This is a genomic window from Kitasatospora sp. NPDC048286, from assembly GCF_043201735.1.
Lineage (GTDB): Bacteria > Actinomycetota > Actinomycetes > Streptomycetales > Streptomycetaceae > Kitasatospora.
The window spans coordinates 36,555-54,503 of sequence record NZ_JBICZE010000028.1; the positions used below are offsets into that span (position 1 = coordinate 36,555).

A 17,949-nucleotide genomic window follows, 5' to 3' on the forward strand; every position below is an offset into this window, starting at 1 on the left:
CACCGCCCCGGCCCCGGCCCGCCCGCCATCGGGCCCCGGCCCGCCCGGTCAGAGGTCCAGCGTCACGTCGTACGCGACCAGCCAGTCGTTGACGCCGAGCGCCAGCTCCAGACCCGAGCGGTCGTACTGCGCGCTGGTGGCGCCGACCGGCGAGTCCAGCAGCCGGCGGGCCGCGTCACGGTCCAGCAGCGACAGCACCGGCGAGTCCGCGTCCTTGAGGATCGCGGTGAACGCCCGGCGCAGGCCCTGCTCGTAGGCCGGGTCCTGGGTGGTGGGGTACGGGCTCTTGACCCGCTGCACGATCGACTCCGGCAGCAGGTCCTTCGTCGCCGCCCGCAGCAGGCTCTTCTCCCGGCCGTCGAAGGACTTCATCCGCCAGGGCACGTTGAACACGTACTCCACGAGCCGGTGGTCGCAGAACGGGACCCGCACCTCCAGGCCGACGGCCATGCTCATCCGGTCCTTGCGGTCCAGCAGGGTCTGCACGAACCGGGTCAGGTTCACGTAGCTCATCTGCCGCATCCGCCGGTCCGTGGCGTCCTCGCCCGGGAGCACCGGGGTCTCCCCCACCGCCTGGGCGTAGCTGTCGCGGAGGAAGTCGGGCATGCCCAGCTTGTGCAGCAGGCCGGGGTCGAACAGCGACTTGCCGTCGAAGTACTTGCCGGTGGCCGACGTCAGCCACGGGAACGTCTGGGCCTTGACCGCCTCCTCGTCGAAGAACCAGCGGTAGCCGCCGAACACCTCGTCCGCGGACTCCCCGGACAGGGCGACGGTCGACTGGGCGCGGACGGACTGGAACAGCCGGTACAGCGACGGCCACATGTCGCCCCAGTAGGCCGGCGGCAGGTCGAGGGCGCGCAGGACCTTAGCCCGCAGCTGCGGGTCGGCGAGCTGGGCGCTGTCGATGAGCACCTCGCTGTGCTCGGCGCCGATGTGGTCGACCAGGTCCCGGACGAACGGCGCGTCGGAGGTTCCGCGCACCGGGTCGGCGACGAAGTTCCCGCCGTGGTCGGCGAAGTCGACCGAGAAGGAGCGCACCGGGCCCTCGCCGCGGGCCACCAGCTTCTGGTGCGCGAGCGCGGTGATGGCCGAGGAGTCCAGGCCGCCGGAGAGCAGCGAGCACAGCGGCACGTCCGCGACGGTCTGGCGGGTGACGATGTCGTCCAGGAGGCCGCGGACGGTGGCGATCGTGGTGTCGAGGTCGTCGGTGTGCTCCCGGGCCTCCAGTGCCCAGTACACCCGCTTGGACAGCCCCGCCCGGGTCAGGCGCACGAGCTGACCGGGGCGCACCTCGTACATGCCGGAGAAGACGCCGTGCTCGGGGGTCTTCACCATCTCCAGGATCTCGCGCAGGCCTTCGGCGCTCACCCGGCGGGGCACCTCCGGGTGGGCGAGGATCGCCTTGGGCTCGGAGCCGAAGACGACGCCGTTCGGGGTCGGGAAGTAGTAGAGCGGCTTGACGCCCATGCGGTCGCGGACCAGCAGCAGGGTCTGCTCCCGGACGTCCCACACGGCGAAGGCGTACATGCCGTTGAGCCGGTCCACCAGGCCCTCGCCCCACTCCAGGTAGCCGCGCAGGACCACCTCGGTGTCGCTCCTGGTGCGGAACTTGTGGCCGCGGGCGAGCAGTTCCTGGCGCAGTTCCTGGAAGTTGTACACCTCACCGCTGTACGTCAGGCAGGCCAGCGTGCGGCCCGCCTCGTCGGCGACCATGGGCTGGGCGCCGCCGTCGAGGTCGATGATGGACAGCCTGCGGTGGCCGAGCGCCGCGTGCCGGTCGCTCCACATGCCCTCGGCGTCCGGGCCGCGGCAGGCCATCGTCCGGGTGATCGCCTCCAGGATGTCCTGTTCCTGGCGCACGTCGCGGCCGAAGTCCACCCAGCCGGCTATTCCGCACATGTCGGTCTCCTTCTCGTCCTCACGCAGGGGGGACGGGGTCAAGGGCGTTGGAAAACAAGGGAATCGAGGGGATGCAGGGAGCGGGGCGGTCAGCCCAGCCGCTCCCAGTCGGCCTCCTGGAGCACGGTCCGGCCGTCCGGGAAGTAGGCGACCGGCTCCGGGCCGCGCGCCGCGCGCTCCATGGAGGTCAGCAGGTCCTGAAGGGCCAAGGCGTCGGCCAGGCCCGGGAAGGGCTGTGCGGGCTGCTCGCCGTGGACGACGAACCGGGCGACGTCGGCGGCCATCCGGCCCAGCTTGACCACCGTCGCGGCGCCCTCGGGCACCGGCTGCTCCCCGGTGTCCAGCTCGGCCAGCACCGTGTCGCCCTCCGAGGTGCGCCGCCAGATGCGCAGCCGGTCGGCGTCCCAGGCCGGTGTGTCGTAGACGGCGGTGGCGTACTCGAGTTCGCCGTCCGGTGTGCGGAAGACGAAGTCGACCTCCCGCTTGCGGGTGATGTTGACGAAGCTGCTGTAGCCGGTGACCACGCCCGGGCCCAGCCGGCCGACCAGCGCCACGCTGTCGAGGACGTCGGCCCCGGAGACGGAGAAGTCCGACCGGGTGCCGATGACCGAGTGCAGCTCCAGGTCCGCGCCGTCGCCGGCGATCCAGCCGACGAGGTCGAGCGGGTGGATGACCTCGCTCGCCACGCCGCTGGTGGGACGGTGGTCGTTGATGCGGTCCTTGCCCCAGGTGAAGTGGGCCCGCACCAGGCTCAGGCCGGTGCGGCGGACGTGGTCGCGCAACCGCGTCGTCGCTTCCGAATAGCGTTCCACGAGATCCATGCAGAAGCCCGAGGTCTTCGCCATCGCCGCCGCCACGGCCGTCGGGTCGTCGCGGGAGGTGGTGAGCGGCTTCTCCGTCACCACGAAACCCTGGAAGCCGGAAAGCTCCCCGAGTATCTCGGCATGGGCGGCGTCCGGCACGGTGACCACCACGACGTCCGGGCGGAACCGGTCGATCCCCTGCCGCACGGAGGTGTGGTACGGGATATCCGGGTCGCGCCGGGTCCGGCCCACGTGCGCGAATTCCATCGGAATTCCGGTGTTCCGGAACGCGATGCGGAACCGCGTTCCGGCATATCCGAGTCCGACGATGAGGACTTTCATGCCTCGATCACCTCGCAGCTGGTTTCGGCGCCCCGCAGGTCGAGGGCCAGGAGGTCTTCGCCCGTCGGCACGAAACCGAGGCCGCGGTAGAGGGCCGCACCGTCCGGCGTGGTCTGCAGCACCACGCTGTGCACGTCCCGCGAACGCAGCCAGTCCAGGGCGTGTCGCATGACGCGGGTGCCGAGTCCGCTCCGCCGCCGGTCCGGGTCGACCACGACCGACTGCACCCATCCGGTCAGGCCGTTCGGGCAGTGCGCGGTCGGCGCGCGGTCGTCGATCACGGCGACGGCGCAGGCGGCCAGCCGGTGCGCCGGACCGATCACCGTCACCTGCACCCGGCCGGTCGGCCCGGTCAGCCACCGGATCAGCCAGGAGCGGTACGCCGCACGCCAGGCGGCGTCCTCCTGCGGGGTGCGGGCGGAGTAGGGGGCGGTGCCGGCACCGAGCAGGTGGCCGCGCAGCCTGACGAGTTCCTCGATGTCCATGGTCGTCGCCGACCGCGGCAGGTCGTGTGACTGAGCGATCATGATTCAGGACTATAGGCAAATCACCGATACAAGAGAAATGTCCCGGACGGTGATCCATGCGGTCGGCGAATAACTCCCCGAGGCGCTCTCCACCTCGATTTATCCGACCCGCTCATGGGCGGCCGGAAACAGAATTTACGAGAACCCGGAGCAGTTGTCTATCTTTCCGGTGTCCGTTCTGAACCGGCGAACCGGAGGAATGATGTTCGACTACGTCGAATTCTTCGCATCCCAACTGGACGACCTGCGCGACCGCGGCGGCTACCGGACGTTCCTCGAGGTCGAGCGCCTGGCCGGCTCCTTCCCCGCCGCGCTGAAGCACGGCCCCGGCACCGGGCGCCGGATCCACGTGTGGTGCAGCAACGACTACCTCGGCATGGGCCAGCACCCGCTCGTCCTGGAGGCCATGAAGCGGGCCGTCGACGAGTCCGGGGCGGGCAGCGGAGGCTCACGCAACATCTCGGGCAACCACCGCTACCACGTGGAGCTGGAGCGCGAACTGGCCGATCTGCACGGCATGGAGTCCGCACTCGTCCTCCCCACCGGCTACGCCGCCAACGACGCCGCCCTGACCGTCCTGGCGGGCCGGCTGCCGGGCTGCGTCGTGCTGTCCGACGAGCTCAACCACGCCTCGATGATCGCGGGCATCCGGCACAGCGGCGCGGAGAAGCTCATCTTCCGGCACAACGACATGGAGCACCTCGAGGAACTGCTGGCCGGCACCGATCCCGCCGTCCCCAAGATCGTGGCGCTGGAGAGCGTCTACTCCATGGAGAGCGACGTGGCACCGCTCGCGCGGGTGGCCGAACTCGCCCGCGAATATGGCGCGTTCACCTACCTCGACGAGGTGCACGCGGTCGGCATGTACGGGCCGCGGGGCTCCGGCAAGGCCGCGGAACTCGGCCTCCAGGGCCGGTTCGACGTCGTCCAGGGCACCCTGGCCAAGGCCTTCGGCGCGGCCGGCGGCTACATCGCCGGCCCCGCCCCGGTGGTGGACGCCGTCCGCAGCTTCGCCTCCGCGTTCATCTTCACCACCTCATTGCCCCCGGCCGTCGCGGCCGGCGCGCTGGCGGCCGTACGGCACCTCAAGCGTTCCGAGAAGGAGCGGAGCCAACTGCGCGAGAAGGCCACGCTGTTGCACACGCTGCTGCGGGAACGCGGCATCCCCGTGGTCTCGGACGCCGCGCACATCGTCCCCGTGCTGGTCGGGGACTCCCGGGCCTGCCGGGAGGTCGCGGACGAGTTGCTGGAACGCCACGGCTTCTACGTCCAGCCGATCAACGCGCCCAGCGTTCCCGCGGGCACCGAGCGGCTGCGGGTCACCCCGACCCCGCAGCACGACGACAGCGGGATCGTCGCCTTCGCCGACGCGCTCGACGACATCTGGCGGCGCGCCGACCTGCCGCGCCGCCTCGCGGCCGAGCCCGTCGCATGACCCCGCCCAGCCGCGCCGACCGGTCCGCACCGAACGGTCGGCCGCACCCGTCCGAGGAGAACACCACCATGGGGAAACCCGTCGTCGTCGTGGCCGACCCGCTGGCCCCGGAGGCACTCGCCGAACTGGACGGCTACGACGTCCGCAGCTGTGACGGACGCGATCCGCAGGCACTGCACCGCGCGCTGGCCGACGCCGACGCCCTGCTGATCCGCAGCGGCACCCGGGTGGACGCGGCGGCACTGGCCGCGGCGCCCCGGCTGCGGATCGTGGCCCGGGCCGGGGTCGGACTGGACAACGTCGACGTCCAGGCGGCCACCGCGGCCGGCGTCCTGGTCGCCAACGCGCCGCTCTCCAACGTCCTCAGCGTGGCCGAGCTCACCGTCGGGCTCATCATCGCCGCCGCCCGCCAGATCGTGTCCGCCGACGCGTCCCTGCGGGCGGGCCGGTGGGAGCGGTCCCGGTTCCAGGGCAGGGAGCTGGCGGGCAGCACGGTCGGGATCGTGGGCCTGGGACACGTCGGCGCCCTGGTGGCCACGCGGCTCGCCGCGTTCGGCATGCGGCTCCTCGCCCACGACCCGTACGTGACCCGAGGACGGGCCCAGGACCTGGGTGTCCGGCTGGTCGAGCTGGACGAGCTGATGGCCGGGAGCGACGTCGTCACCGTGCACGTGCCCAAGACGCCGCAGACCACGGCGCTCATCGGCGAGCCCGAACTGCGGCTGGCCCGCCCCTCCCTCATCCTCGTCAACACCGCACGCGGCGGCATCGTCGACGAGAACGCGCTGGCCGTCGCGCTGAAGGAGGAACGCATCGCCGGGGCGGCACTCGACGTCTACGCCGTCGAACCGGCCGTCGGCAACGCCCTGCTCTCCTTCCCCTCCGTCGTCGCCACCCCGCACCTGGGGGCCAGTACGCGGGAGGCGCAGGAGCGGGCCGGCCGAGAGGCGGCCCAGGCGGTGTGCCGGGCGCTCGCCGGCGAGCCCGTCCCCGGCGCGGTCAACGCCGAGGCCCTGAAGGGGAGAAGCGCGGCCGGCGAGTGACGTCGGCGCACCCCCGCCGGCGGCCGACACCCCGCGCTCCGCGGTGTCGGCCGCCGACCCGGCTCAGCGCCCCGCCAGCACCCGGCCGGCCCTGACACCCGGGCTCTGGCCCAGGGCCGCGCGCCCGGAGCGACGGGACAGCAGGACGCGCCGGGTGACCTCGGTGAAGCGCTCGGCGAGCGGGTGCGCGCCCTGGGCGGGGCGGATCAGGGACAGCGGGATGCTCGGTGCTCCGCGCAGCGGCACGAACTCCAGGGCCGGGTGGAGGTTGCGCTGCAGGACGAGGTCGGGCATCACGCTGACGCCCCGTCCGGCCGCCACCGACTCCAGGCACTCGTCGAAGTTGTCGCAGTGCACGATCCGCGGGTGCTCGGCGCCCAGTTGCCCGTCCGGGTCCAGGAGGGCCCGGCCGGTCGAGTTGATCACCAGCGGGTGGTCGCCCAGCTCCGTCCAGTCCACCCACGGGCGGCCCGCCAGGGGGTGGCGGTGGGGGACGGCCGCGGCGCACCCCTCGGTGCCGAGCCTGGTGGCCTTCATCCGGTCGGCCGGAGGGTGACCGCGCAGCAGCGCGATGTCCACGACGGCCCGGTCCACGCCCGCCCAGCGGTCGTCCCTGCGGTGCAACTGCACCCGGGCGCCGCTCTCCCGTTCGAACTGGACGATCGCCTCGTGCACCCAGCCGTCCGGAAGCAGCCAGGAGAACCCCAGCCGCAGGACGGGGCTGGACGGTTCCGGATCGAGCGCCTGCTTGAGCTGGGGCAGCAGGTCCTGCAGCCGGTCCCGCAGCCGGGCCCCGGCCGGGCTGAGGGCGACCTGACGGGTGGTGCGCAGGAAGAGCGGAACCCCCAACTGCTCCTCCAGGCGCTGCACGGAGCGCGTGAGAGTCGGCTGGTTGCTTCCGAGCTGGGCCGCCGCGGAGGTGAAGCTCAGGGTGTCCGCGACGGCGAGGAACGCCTGAAGATGCTTGAGGTTGAGATCCCAGAGAGGCGTCTCCGGATCCGGCCGGCGTGACCCAGGGGCCGTCGTCGTCATGCCGCGTCGCTCACCGTGCGACCCGGCCGCTGTCCGCCAGAACGGGAGCGGCGTAGGGGACGAGGTCGGCGGTGAAGCGCCGCCGGCCGTCCTGGACGGCCGTGATCCTCGTCCATCTCACCGCTCCGCTCCCGCTGTCGGCCGGTTGCGCGTCGGGGTCGAGCGGGGTGGTGACGACCGTGCAGGGGGTGTCGAGTTCGACGTACCGGTGGAAGGTGCAGTCGAGCGTGCTGACCGCGCCGCCGACCGCCTGGTGGGCCGCCTCCAGCAGCAGCATGCCGGGCACGTGGTCGACGGGGTGGTCGAAGTAGATCGGGTGGTTCGGATTGACCCGGAGCTGTCGGCCGCCGTCGACCGGGGAGGCCAGGAGCACGTCCCCCGCCCGCTGGCGGCCGGTACCGGCGCACGGCGCGGACGCGGGGGCGGGTAACGCCTTCGCGACGGCGGCCTCGGTGTCGGCGTACGCACCGCGCAGCCGCTGGTACACGGCCCTGGACTGGACGGTGAACCGCGTGTCGACCGTGGCCACCGGCAGGCCGCCCCAGCTGACGACCGCCCGCAGGGACAGGGCCGTCGGGTACTTTCCGCGGTAGGACACGTCGAAGCAGCGGACGTCCAGTTCCACGTCCGGGCCGCGGTCGACCCCGGCGTACGCGGCGTCGTCGACGTCGTAGCGGATGCGGTCCCAGATCAGCTGGTAGCCCCGCGGCACGTCGTAGGCGGCGTGGCACAGCAGCGGGAAGGTCTGACGGACGGTCTCGCACAGCAGGAGCGGGTCGAAGTCCGCGGCGACCCGGTAGAACGGGTGCCGCGACGGGCGCCGGGCCCGTATGTGGAAGGCGTCGGGCCCCGTACGGCGCCAGCGGGTGAGATACACCTCGTCAGGACGCAGCTTGTGCACCTGCCAGGGTTCGACGGGGACGGTGTCGTCGGAGGCGTCAGCGCTGCCGGCGCCCGTGATGCCGGGTTCGCCGGCGTCGCCCGGGCGGCTGCGGTCGAGTTCCTTGCAAACAAGCATGAAAGACCCCCAGTGAAGGCGCCGGGTCGCAGCGACGACCCGTAGGCGATAGGTTCATGTGTAACATAGAGATCGTTCTGTATCCAGATTTGTTGCTCGACGATGACAGGCGGACTACGCGCGGATGACGAGTGGACACAAACACGAACAAGCCTTGAGAACACGGGCCGCGCTGGTCTGCGCCGCGGCCGAGGTGTTCGACCAGGTCGGCTACCACGGCGCGGGGATCAACCGCATCCTGGCGACGGCGGGCCTGACCTCAGGGGCGATGTACTTCCACTTCAAGTCCAAGGAGGACCTCGCCCGGGCCGTCATGCTGGAGCAGGCGAGCGACCTGCGACTGCCCGCCGAACCGCAGGGGCTGCAGCAGCTCGTGGACGTCACGCTGACCCTCGCCGTCGAGCTGCAGAGCAACACGCTGCTGCGGGCCGGGGTGCGCCTCGCGGTCGACCAGGGCGGCCCCGCCCTGAACGACGACTCGGCGTACGACTGGTGGGCGCAGCGCTTCCGCGGCGAACTGGACGTGGCGCGCGAACGGGGTGAACTGCGCGAGGACGTCGACGGGAGCGAGTTCGCCGAGGTCCTGGTGGCCGCGTTCACCGGAACCCAGCTGAAGTCGCAGATCTCGGCGGGCTGGTCCGACCTCCCCGAACGCATCGTCTCCCTGTGGCGCTACCTGCTGCCCGGCGTCGCCTCCGCCGAGGCACTGCCGCGGATCCGCGTCGCCCCGGAACGGGGGCGGCAATGGGTGTGACACCACGCCGGGTGGTGCTGACCGGTGCCACGGGATTCATCGGCTCGCACGTGGCCGCCCTGCTGCTGCGCGATCCGGCGTGGCAGGTGCGCGTCGTCGGGCGCAGGGCACCCGCCGAGCTGATCGCCGCCGGAGCGGAGTGGGTGGAGGCCGACCTCTCCGCCCCGGACAGCCTGCGCGGCGTGTGCCGGGACGCCGACGCGCTGCTGCACCTGGCCTCCCTGATCAGCGGCGACCACGACGCCTGCACCGCCGTCAACGTGCACGGCACCGCGCGGCTCATGGCGGAAGCCGTCCACTCCGGTGTGACCCGGGTGACCCACCTGTCGACGGCCGCCGTCTACGGCCACGGCCCCCACCGGGGCACGGACGTGGGCGACGTGGAACCGGCACCGGTCTCCCCGACCAGCGCCACCCGCCTCGCCGGTGAGCGGCCCGCCCTCGACGCCGGCGCCGTCGTCCTGCGCCCGGGACTCGTCCTCGGCGCCGGCGACCGGTGGGTGGTGCCCGCCGTGGCCGAACTGCGCCGCCGGGTGCCCGCGCGCTGGGCCTCCGGGGCCGCGCTCCTCTCCGTCGTCCCCGTGGTGGACCTGGCCCGGCTGATCGTCGCCACCCTGTCCACCGCCCGCCCGCTCGGCCCGTCCGTCCACCACGCGAGCCATCCCCGACCGGTGCGCCTGCACCGCCTGCTGGACACGCTCGAGGAGCACGCGGTCCTCCCGCCGGTCCCCGACCGCGACTGGACCTGGCCGCAGTGCGTCGCCGCCCTCGACGCGAGCGGCTCGCGGTTGAGCGCCCGCCAGTTCTCGCTGCTGGCCCAGGACAACTGGTTCACCAGCGAACGCGTCTGGGCGCTGGCCGGCGTCGACTGCGGCGAGGACGCCCTGGCCGCCCTGCCCTCCTGGGCCCCCTGGTACCGGGAGCACTGCGGCACCGCCTGACACGCGCACACCCCCCCAGCAGCCCGCGGAAGGCCATCGGCCCCGTGCGCTCCCCGAGGCCATGCCTCCGGGAGCGCGCGGGGCCGATTCGCGGTCTGCCTCCGGCCCGTCCCGTCCGTCTCGCGCACCCCGATCCGGCCTCGGTGCCCCGGCCGACTGATCACCACCTCACACCGGCGCTAGGGGCGCTTTAGACCGTCTGCCGAGCATGACCGGCGTCGTATCGACGTACGGGAGAGCTGGGATGGGCGAGAAGATGAGCGGCACCCTCCGGTTGTTGCACGAGGACGGCCTGCTGGCCACCGAGTACCCCCGCGTCCGGGAACTGATCGCCGCGATCGACCAGGAGGGCGACGCGGACGGGCTGCGCCGGGCCGGGAACATGCTGGCCCGGGTGGGCGCGGACGCGGTCCTCGACGAGCATCCGCAGACGCCGGTGGTGACGGTGGCCATCACCGGCCACAGCACGGTGTCCGGGCTGACCGGGCCCCTGACCGCCCAACTGGCGCGGCACGGCGTGTTGTTGCGCCCGCACGTCGCCGACTTCGACTCCTACGTCTTCGACCTGTCGGACCCGGACAGCGCCCTCTACCGGGCGCGGCCGGACGCCGTGGTGTGCGTGCTGGACGCCTCGGTGGTGTTCGACGAGGTGCCGACGCCGTGGACGCCGGACGACGTGGAGCTGGTCCTCGCGGAGAAGCTGGCCCTGTTCGAGCGGCTCGCCTCGGTCTTCGCCGGTGCGGGGCGCGGCACGCTGGTCCTCAACACGTTGCCGCTGCCGCGCGCCTGGTCGGCGCAGCTGGTCGGGCTGCGCGACCGGGCCCGGCTGGGCGCCGTCTGGCGGGAGGCCAACGCCCGGCTGCTGCGGCTGATGGACGCGCACCCGGCGCTGACCGTCCTGGACCTGGAGCCGCTGGTCGGCGCGGACGTGCCGCTGCGCGATGCCCGGCTCGGTGTCTACACCAAGACCCAGCTGTCGCCCGAGCTGCTCGCGGAGTACGCCCGGGAGGTGGCCCACCTGCTGCGCGGGGCGACCGGCCGGGCGAAGAAGTGCCTGGTGCTGGACCTGGACAACACGGTCTGGGGCGGGGTGCTCGGCGACGACGGCAGCGAGGGCATCGAGGTCGCGGGCAGCTACCGCGGCGAGGCCTTCCGGACCCTGCAGAAGGCGGCCAAGCAGCTCGCCTCGCAGGGTGTGCTGCTCGCGGCGGTGAGCAAGAACGACCTGGAGCCGGTGCGGGAGGTCCTGCGGGACCACCCGGAGATGACGCTGCGCGAGGCGGACTTCGTCCGGGTGATCGCCAACTGGCGCCCCAAGCACGAGAACCTGCGCGAGCTGGCGGCGGACCTGAACCTCGGCGTGGACAGCTTCGTGTTCGCGGACGACAGCCCGTACGAGTGCGGCCTGGTCTCCCGGGAGCTGCCGGAGGTGGCCGTACTGCGGCTGGACGAGGAGGCCGCGCTGCACGTGGAGAAGGTACTGCGGGACGGCTGGTTCGACGTCCGGGACATCACCACCGACGACCTGAAGCGTCCCGCGCGCTACCGGGAGGAGCTTGACCGCAAGGACTTCCTGCACAGCTTCACCTCCCTGGACGACTACCTGCGGGAGCTGGACGTCAAGGTGCGACTCGCCGACGCGGACGAGTCGGAGATCGCCCGCGTCTCCCAACTGACGCTGCGCACCAACCAGTTCAACCTCACCACCCAGCGCCTCCAGCCGGCCGAGGTGACCGGGCTGGCGGCCGACGAGGACGCGCTGGTGCTGACGATCCGCTCCAGCGACCGGTTCGGGGACAACGGTGTGGTGGGCGCCGTGCTGGCCCACCGGGACGGGACCGTCCTGCGGATCGACAACTTCCTGCTCAGCTGCCGGGTCTTCGCCCGGGGCATCGAGCAGGCCTGCCTGTCGGCGGTGCTCAGCCACGCGCGGGAACGCGGGCTGAGCGCGGTCGAGGGCAGCTTCCGGCCGACCGCCAAGAACGGCAAGGTCAAGGAGTTCTACCCCGGCAACGGCTTCCGGCCGGTGGCCGAGGGGACCGACGGCGCCGGATCGACCACCTTCCGCCACGACCTGGCGGAGATCGCCGAAACCCCGGAGCACATCCGGCTGACGCTGAGCCTGGGAGGGCCCCAGCAGTGAACACCATCGACGACTTCCTCACCCTGGTCCACGCCGAGATCGGCCTGTCGCTGACGCCCGACAGCCTCGCGCTGGGCTTCGACGAACTGCCCGGCTGGGACTCGCTCCACCTGCTGACGCTGCTGACCGCGCTCGAGCGGGAGACCGGGCAGCAGGTGTCCATGCCCAAGGTGCTGGAGGCCGGCAGCCTGCGCGACATCTACGAGCTGACCGCCAGGTCCGGAACATGACGGCGGCCCCCGGCGCGCTCGCACCGCCCGGGCGCCTGAGCCCGGGCCGCTCGCCCTACCTGCTGCCCCGGCAGCCGGATCCGGGCGACGCGCCGCTGCGGCTGTTCTGCTTCCACCACGCGGGTGGCATGGCCTCGTCCTTCTCCACCTGGCAGCAGCAGCTGGGCGCCGAAGTCGCCGTCGTGCCGGTGCAGTTGCCCGGTCGCGAGCACCGGGTCCGGGAGGCCCGGCTGCACGACTTCGACCGCCTGCTGGACGAACTGGACGAGGCCCTGGACCCGCTGCTCGACGCGCCGCACGCGTTCTACGGGCACAGCATGGGCGGCCAGGTCGCCTTCGAGCTGACCCGGCGGCGCCGGGCCCGCGGCCGGGAACTGCCCGAGCGGCTGCTGCTCGGGGCGGCCCCGCCACCGCACACGCCCCGGCAGGAGATCGAGCCGGCGATGCGGACCGACGAGGAGCTGACCAGCTGGATGGCGGGTCTCGGCGGGATCCCGGAGCTGGTCCGGGCCTACCCCGAGTGGCTGGCCCACGCGGTCACGCTGCTGCGCGACGACCTGCGGCTGGCGCTCAGCCGGGTCGATCGCGGGCACCCGCCGGTGCCGGTGCCGCTGAGCGTGCTGGTCGGGTCCGGCGATCCGCTGATCGGCGCGGCCCTGGCCCAGGAGTGGGCCCGGCACACCACGGCCGACTGCCGGGTGTTCACCCTGCCCGGCGGCCACTTCTTCCACCGGGACTCGCCCGCCGCGACGCTGGCGCTGATCCGCTCGCTGCTCGCCCCGGCGCCGGCCGTACGGGCCTGAGGCGCCGGGCGCCCGGCGCCCCCGAACCCCGAAACCCGAAACCCGAACCCCAGAACCACCAGAAACCGCCGACGCACCTCGGCGGACCCGATCTCGGAGACGGTAGACGATGACTGCTGAGCCCACCCCCGTCGTGCTGTGGACCGTCTCGGCGCCCGGCCCGGCCTCGCTGCGGGCCCGCGCCGCGGCCGCGGCGCGACTGCTCGACACCGAGCCCGCACCGAGCCCGGCCGCCGCCTCCGCCGCCCTGCTCGCCGCGGACCGGGCGGCCCGCCACCCCGCCGCCACCGCGTACCGGGCCGCCCTGGTCGGCCGGGACCGGTCGGAGCTGCTGGCCGGGCTGCGAGCGCTCGCGGAGAGCGGGACGGAGGCGGTCTCCGAGGGCCTGTGGACCGGTCGGGCCGTCGGTGCCGAGGGAGGGGTCAGGCCGGTCTTCGTCTACCCGGGCTTCGGGGCGCACTGGGCGGGCATGGCCGCCGACCTGCTCGACGCCGACCCGGTCTTCCGGGAGCGCGTCGAGGCCTGCGAGCAGGCCCTCGCCCCACTGGTGGACTGGCGGTTGACGGAGGTGCTGCGGGGCACCGAGGGCGCGCCGCCGCTGGTGGCGCCGCAGGTCGTGATGCCCGCACTGGTCGCCGTGATGATCTCGTTGACGGCGGTGTGGCGCTCGCGCGGCGTCGAACCGGCCGCCGTGGTGGGCCACAGCCTCGGCGAGCTACCCGCCGCCCACGCCTGCGGCGCGCTCTCCCTGGAGGACGCCCTCCGGGTCGCGGTGGTCTGGGGTACCGCCTTCGCCGAGGACCTCTCGGGCCACTGGGGCATCGTCGCGGCCCTGCTGCCGGAGGCCGAGATGCGCGCCCGCCTCACCGCCTGGGACGGCCTGCTGGACGTGGCGGCCGTCAACGGCCCGGGCTCGGTCACCGTCTCGGGCGACGACCGGGCGCTGTCCGAGCTGCTGGAGCAACTGGCGGCGGACGGGGTACGGGCACGCCGCGTGCAGGCCGACTTCCCGGCCCACGTACCCCAGGTCGACGCGATCATGGACCGGCTGCTCACCGAACTGCGCACCGTCCGCCCGCTCGACGGCGGTCCGATCCCGTTCTACTCGGCCGCGACCGGGACCCGGCTGCCTTCCGAGCAGCTGGACGGGGAGTACTGGGCCCGCCACCTGCGCACCCTGGTGAGCTTCGAGTCGGCCGTACGGGCCCTGCTCGCCGACGGGCACCAGGTCTTCCTGGAGGCGAGCCCGCAGCCGCTGCTCACGATGGCCGTCCGCGACATCCTGCAGGACTGCGCCCGGTCCGACCACAGCGAAGGACTGGTGATCGGCACGCTCGCCCGGGGCAAGGACAGCCCGCTCGAACTGGCCGGCGCACTCGCCCAGTTGTACGTCCACGGCGTGTCCGTCGAGTTCTCCGGAGCAACGACCGACGAGCCGGCTCCGCGGCTGGAGCTGCCCGAGTTCGACGCGGAGCCGGCCGAGGACGAGCCGTCCGCACCGGCCAACCCGCTGCGCGCCCGGCTGGAGGCCCTGCCGCCCCACCAGCGGCAGCCGTTCCTCCTGGACCTCGTCCGGGAGCAGGCCGCCGCGGTGCTCGGGCCCGGGGACCCCGCCGGGCCGCCGCCGGACGACCGGCGGAAGTTCCGGGACCTCGGCCTGGAGTCCGCGGGCGCGGTGGCGCTGCGCGACCGGCTGACCCGGCTGCTGGGTGTGCGGCTGCCCGTCGCCGTGGCCTTCGACCGCCCCACCACGCAAGCCCTCGCCGAGCACCTGCACACGCTGCTCTTCGAGGCCGGGACGGACGACGGCACGACCGTCGAACGCCGCTCGCCGGTACTGCCGAGCGAGCCGATCGCCATCGTCGGCATGGCCTGCCGCTACCCGGGCGGCGTCTCCTCCCCCGAGGACCTGTGGCGGCTGGTCGCCGAGGAGACCGACGCCATCGGCCCCCTCCCCGCGGACCGCGGCTGGAGCGAGGACCTCTACGATCCGGACCCGGAGGCCACCGGCCACTCCACCACCCGCCACGGCGGCTTCCTCACCGACGCCGGCGGCTTCGACAGCGCCTTCTTCGGCATCAGCCCACGCGAGGCCCTCGCCATGGACCCGCAGCAGCGCCTGCTGCTGGAGACCGCCTGGGAGGCCGTCGAACGGGCCGGCATCGACCCCGGCACGCTGCACGGCAGCGACACCGGCGTCTTCACCGGAACCTACGGCATGGAGTACGGCCCCCGACTCGCCGAGGCCGCCCCCGGCGTCGACGGCTATCTGCTCACCGGCCAGCTCGGCAGCGTCTCGTCCGGCCGGATCGCCTACACCCTGGGCCTGGAGGGCCCGGCGCTGAGCGTCGACACCGCGTGCTCCTCCTCCCTGGTGGCGCTGCACCTGGCCGTACGGGCACTACGGGCGGGCGAGTGCTCCCTGGCGCTCGCGGGCGGCGCGGCGGTCATGGCGAGCCCCGGCATGTTCGTGGAGTTCAGCCGCCAGCGCGGACTGTCCCCGGACGGGCGCTGCAAGGCCTTCTCCGACGAGGCGGACGGCACCGGCTGGAGCGAGGGCGTCGGCCTGCTGCTGGTCGAGCGCCTGTCGGACGCCCGCCGCAACGGCCACCCGGTCCTCGCGGTGATCCGGGGTACGGCGACCAACCAGGACGGTGCCAGCAACGGCCTCACGGCCCCGAGCGGACCGGCCCAGGAGGCGGTCATCCGACGCGCCCTGGCCGACGCGGAGCTGACCCCGGCCGACGTGGACGCGGTCGAGGCGCACGGCACCGGCACCCGCCTCGGCGACCCGATCGAGGCGCAGTCCCTGATGAACACCTACGGGCGCGGCCACGGCGCCGAACGGCCGCTCTGGCTGGGTTCGATCAAGTCCAACATCGGGCACTCCCAGGCGGCGTCGGGCGTCGGGGGCGTGATCAAGATGGTCATGGCGATGCGGCACGGCGTCCTGCCGCGCACCCTGCACGCCGAACAGCCGACCAGCCACGTCGACTGGTCCGACGGAACGGTGCGACTGCTCAGCGAGGCACGGCCCTGGGACGTCGAGGACGAGCGACCGCGCCGGGCCGCCGTGTCCTCGTTCGGCATCAGCGGCACCAACGCCCACCTCATCCTGGAGCAGGCCGACACCGAATCCGACCACGAGGACACCGAACTCACCGCACTGCCCTGGCAGTTGTCGGCGAAGTCGGCACCGGCACTGCGCGAACAGGCACAGCAGCTGGCGGAGTACCTGGAGCGCCAGCCCGAGGCGGACACCGTCGCGGCCGCGCACACCCTCGCCGCGCGCACCCGCTTCGACCACCGGGCGGTCGTCAGCGCGACGGACCGCGAGGGCCTGCTCGCCGCACTGCGGGCACTGGCCGAGGACACCGAGGCCCCCGGCCTCGTCACCGGCACACTCCGGCCCGGCAAGACGGCGTTCCTGCTCACCGGACAGGGCAGCCAGCGCCACGGCATGGGACGCGAACTCTACGAGGCCGTACCGGCGTTCGCCGCCTCACTCGACGAAACCGCCAGCCTGTTCACCCCCCACCTCGACCACCCGCTGACCGACGTCCTCTGGGGCGACGACCCGAAACTGATCCACCAGACCGCGTACACCCAGGCCGCGCTGTTCACCCTGCAGACCGCCCTCTACCGGGCCCTCGAACACGAAGGCATCGTCTCCGATTACCTGATCGGGCACTCCATCGGCGAAGTCACCGCCGCCCACCTCGCCGGCGTCCTCTCCCTCGAAGACGCGGTCAGCCTCGTCGCCGCCCGCGGACGCCTCATGCAGTCCGCCCGCAACGACGGCGCGATGGCCGCCCTGGAAGCCACCGAGGAGGAGGTGCTGGCGCTACTGGAGACGCTGGGCCACGAGGTGGGCCTCGCCGCCGTCAACGGCCCGCGCTCCACCGTCGTCTCCGGCGACACCCCGGCGGTCGAGGCCATCACCGCGCACTTCACCGCCCAGGGCCGCCGCACCACCCGCCTCCAGGTCAGCCACGCCTTCCACTCCCCCCACATGGAAGACATCCTCGACGACTTCCAGGCCTCGATCGGCAAGCTGACCTTCCGCCCGGCCCGGATCCCGGTGATCTCCAACCTCACCGCACAACCCGCCGCCACGGAACTCACCGACCCCGCGTACTGGGCCCGCCACATCCGCGAAGCCGTCCGCTTCCACCCCGGAATCCAGTACCTCGAAACCGCCGGCGTCACCCGCTACCTGGAACTCGGCCCCGACACCACCCTCACCGCACTCACCCGCCAGAGCCTCACCACCGACGCCATCGCCGTCCCCACCCTGCGCAAGAACACCCCCGAGACGCAGTCCCTCACCACCGCCCTCGCCACCCTCCACACCACCGGCCACACCCCCACCACCTGGACCACAACCACCCCCACCCCCCACACCGGCCTCCCCACCTACCCCTTCCAACACCAGCACTACTGGCTCACCCCCCAGCAACCCACCGGTGACCTCGGCACCGCCGGCCTCACCTCCCCCGGCCACCCGCTCCTCGGCGCCCTGATCACCCTCGCCGACAGCGACCAACTCGTCCTCACCGGGCGCATCTCCACCACGACCCACCCCTGGCTCGCCGACCACACCATCGCCGGGTCGGTCCTCCTGCCCGGCACCGCCTTCGTCGACCTCGCCCTCCACGCCGCCCAGCACACCGACACCCCGACGGTCGAGGAACTGACGCTGGAGGTCCCGCTGTTCCTGCACGACCGCAACGCGGTCGACCTGCAGGTCAGCGTCGAGGCGCCCGACTCCGAGGGCCGGCGCGCGCTCACCATCCACTCGCGCGCGGACGAGGACCACCCCTGGACCCGCCACGCCACCGGCACCCTCACCAACACCACCCCCCACACCCCCGACACACCCGACACCGACACCACCTGGCCCCCCACCACCGCCACCCCCATCGACCTCACCGACACCTACCACCACCTCACCCAACGCGGCTACACCTACGGCCCCA

13 protein-coding genes are annotated in these 17,949 nt (G+C 72.9%); 8 read left to right on the top strand and 5 right to left on the bottom strand.

Features of this window, described 5'->3' with window-relative positions; all coding sequences use genetic code 11:
- Positions 1-48 precede the first annotated feature (48 nt).
- The 3 genes from asnB to ACGF13_RS39040 all read right to left on the bottom strand — a co-directional run bounded on the left by asnB (position 49) and on the right by ACGF13_RS39040 (position 3,571).
- Entirely contained in the window at positions 49-1,899 is a 1,851-nt protein-coding gene (asnB, locus tag ACGF13_RS39030; RefSeq protein ID WP_392884299.1) for an asparagine synthase (glutamine-hydrolyzing), read from the bottom strand.
- A gap of 89 nt (positions 1,900-1,988) precedes the next feature.
- A complete protein-coding gene (locus ACGF13_RS39035; RefSeq protein ID WP_392884300.1) occupies positions 1,989-3,044 on the bottom strand; it encodes a Gfo/Idh/MocA family oxidoreductase in 1,056 nt (351 codons plus the stop codon).
- Positions 3,041-3,571 carry a GNAT family N-acetyltransferase gene (locus ACGF13_RS39040; RefSeq protein ID WP_392884302.1) on the bottom strand — a complete coding sequence of 177 codons (531 nt, stop codon included), beginning with the start codon at positions 3,569-3,571 and terminating at the stop codon, positions 3,041-3,043. Before ACGF13_RS39040 ends, ACGF13_RS39035 begins: the two co-directional genes overlap by 4 nt.
- Positions 3,572-3,773: 202 nt before the next feature.
- Between ACGF13_RS39040 and hemA the strand changes: the two genes are divergently transcribed.
- Together hemA and ACGF13_RS39050 are read left to right on the top strand one after the other, a co-directional pair.
- Complete coding sequence (hemA, locus tag ACGF13_RS39045; protein WP_392884303.1) at positions 3,774-5,006, top strand: 5-aminolevulinate synthase; 1,233 nt, start codon at positions 3,774-3,776, stop codon at positions 5,004-5,006.
- 68 nt (positions 5,007-5,074) lie between these two features.
- Positions 5,075-6,049, top strand: a complete 975-nt coding sequence (locus tag ACGF13_RS39050; protein ID WP_392884304.1) for a hydroxyacid dehydrogenase — start codon at positions 5,075-5,077, stop codon at positions 6,047-6,049.
- Positions 6,050-6,112: 63 nt separating this feature from the next.
- Here the strand turns inward: ACGF13_RS39050 and ACGF13_RS39055 are convergent, their stop codons facing one another.
- Both ACGF13_RS39055 and ACGF13_RS39060 read right to left on the bottom strand, forming a co-directional pair.
- The gene (locus tag ACGF13_RS39055) at positions 6,113-7,081 is read right to left on the bottom strand and encodes a LysR family transcriptional regulator (RefSeq protein WP_392884306.1); all 969 of its coding nucleotides are present in this window, start codon (positions 7,079-7,081) and stop codon (positions 6,113-6,115) included.
- Positions 7,082-7,091: 10 nt separating this feature from the next.
- Positions 7,092-8,099 (bottom strand): ScbA/BarX family gamma-butyrolactone biosynthesis protein, encoded by a 1,008-nt coding sequence (locus ACGF13_RS39060; RefSeq protein ID WP_392884307.1) that lies wholly within the window; start codon positions 8,097-8,099, stop codon positions 7,092-7,094.
- A gap of 154 nt (positions 8,100-8,253) precedes the next feature.
- Here ACGF13_RS39060 and ACGF13_RS39065 point away from each other — a divergent pair, with 154 nt between their 5' ends.
- The 6 genes from ACGF13_RS39065 to ACGF13_RS39090 form a co-directional block, all read left to right on the top strand.
- Positions 8,254-8,853, top strand: a complete 600-nt coding sequence (locus ACGF13_RS39065; protein ID WP_392884308.1) for a ScbR family autoregulator-binding transcription factor — start codon at positions 8,254-8,256, stop codon at positions 8,851-8,853.
- Complete coding sequence (locus ACGF13_RS39070) at positions 8,844-9,794, top strand: NAD-dependent epimerase/dehydratase family protein (protein ID WP_392884310.1); 951 nt, start codon at positions 8,844-8,846, stop codon at positions 9,792-9,794. The genes ACGF13_RS39065 and ACGF13_RS39070 overlap by 10 nt, the downstream gene beginning before the upstream one ends.
- Positions 9,795-10,038: 244 nt before the next feature.
- The gene (locus tag ACGF13_RS39075) at positions 10,039-11,937 is read left to right on the top strand and encodes an HAD-IIIC family phosphatase (RefSeq protein WP_392884312.1); all 1,899 of its coding nucleotides are present in this window, start codon (positions 10,039-10,041) and stop codon (positions 11,935-11,937) included.
- The gene (locus tag ACGF13_RS39080) at positions 11,934-12,167 is read left to right on the top strand and encodes a phosphopantetheine-binding protein (RefSeq protein WP_392884313.1); all 234 of its coding nucleotides are present in this window, start codon (positions 11,934-11,936) and stop codon (positions 12,165-12,167) included. Before ACGF13_RS39075 ends, ACGF13_RS39080 begins: the two co-directional genes overlap by 4 nt.
- Entirely contained in the window at positions 12,164-12,970 is an 807-nt protein-coding gene (locus ACGF13_RS39085) for a thioesterase II family protein (RefSeq protein ID WP_392884315.1), read from the top strand. The genes ACGF13_RS39080 and ACGF13_RS39085 overlap by 4 nt, the downstream gene beginning before the upstream one ends.
- 109 nt (positions 12,971-13,079) lie before the next feature.
- A partial coding sequence (locus ACGF13_RS39090; protein ID WP_392884316.1) for an acyltransferase domain-containing protein occupies positions 13,080-17,949 on the top strand: 4,870 nt, incomplete at its 3' end.

What these genes read in the sequence shown, in the direction of transcription:
- asnB (WP_392884299.1), bottom strand. Translation starts at nt 1,899, where the DNA reads ATGTGCGGAATAGCCGGCTGGGTGGACTTCGGCCGCGACGTGCGCCAG.
- ACGF13_RS39035 (WP_392884300.1), bottom strand. Translation starts at nt 3,044, where the DNA reads ATGAAAGTCCTCATCGTCGGACTCGGATATGCCGGAACGCGGTTCCGC.
- ACGF13_RS39040 (WP_392884302.1), bottom strand. Translation starts at nt 3,571, where the DNA reads ATGATCGCTCAGTCACACGACCTGCCGCGGTCGGCGACGACCATGGAC.
- hemA (WP_392884303.1), top strand. Translation starts at nt 3,774, where the DNA reads ATGTTCGACTACGTCGAATTCTTCGCATCCCAACTGGACGACCTGCGC.
- ACGF13_RS39050 (WP_392884304.1), top strand. Translation starts at nt 5,075, where the DNA reads ATGGGGAAACCCGTCGTCGTCGTGGCCGACCCGCTGGCCCCGGAGGCA.
- ACGF13_RS39055 (WP_392884306.1), bottom strand. Translation starts at nt 7,081, where the DNA reads ATGACGACGACGGCCCCTGGGTCACGCCGGCCGGATCCGGAGACGCCT.
- ACGF13_RS39060 (WP_392884307.1), bottom strand. Translation starts at nt 8,099, where the DNA reads ATGCTTGTTTGCAAGGAACTCGACCGCAGCCGCCCGGGCGACGCCGGC.
- ACGF13_RS39070 (WP_392884310.1), top strand. Translation starts at nt 8,844, where the DNA reads ATGGGTGTGACACCACGCCGGGTGGTGCTGACCGGTGCCACGGGATTC.
- ACGF13_RS39075 (WP_392884312.1), top strand. Translation starts at nt 10,039, where the DNA reads ATGGGCGAGAAGATGAGCGGCACCCTCCGGTTGTTGCACGAGGACGGC.
- ACGF13_RS39085 (WP_392884315.1), top strand. Translation starts at nt 12,164, where the DNA reads ATGACGGCGGCCCCCGGCGCGCTCGCACCGCCCGGGCGCCTGAGCCCG.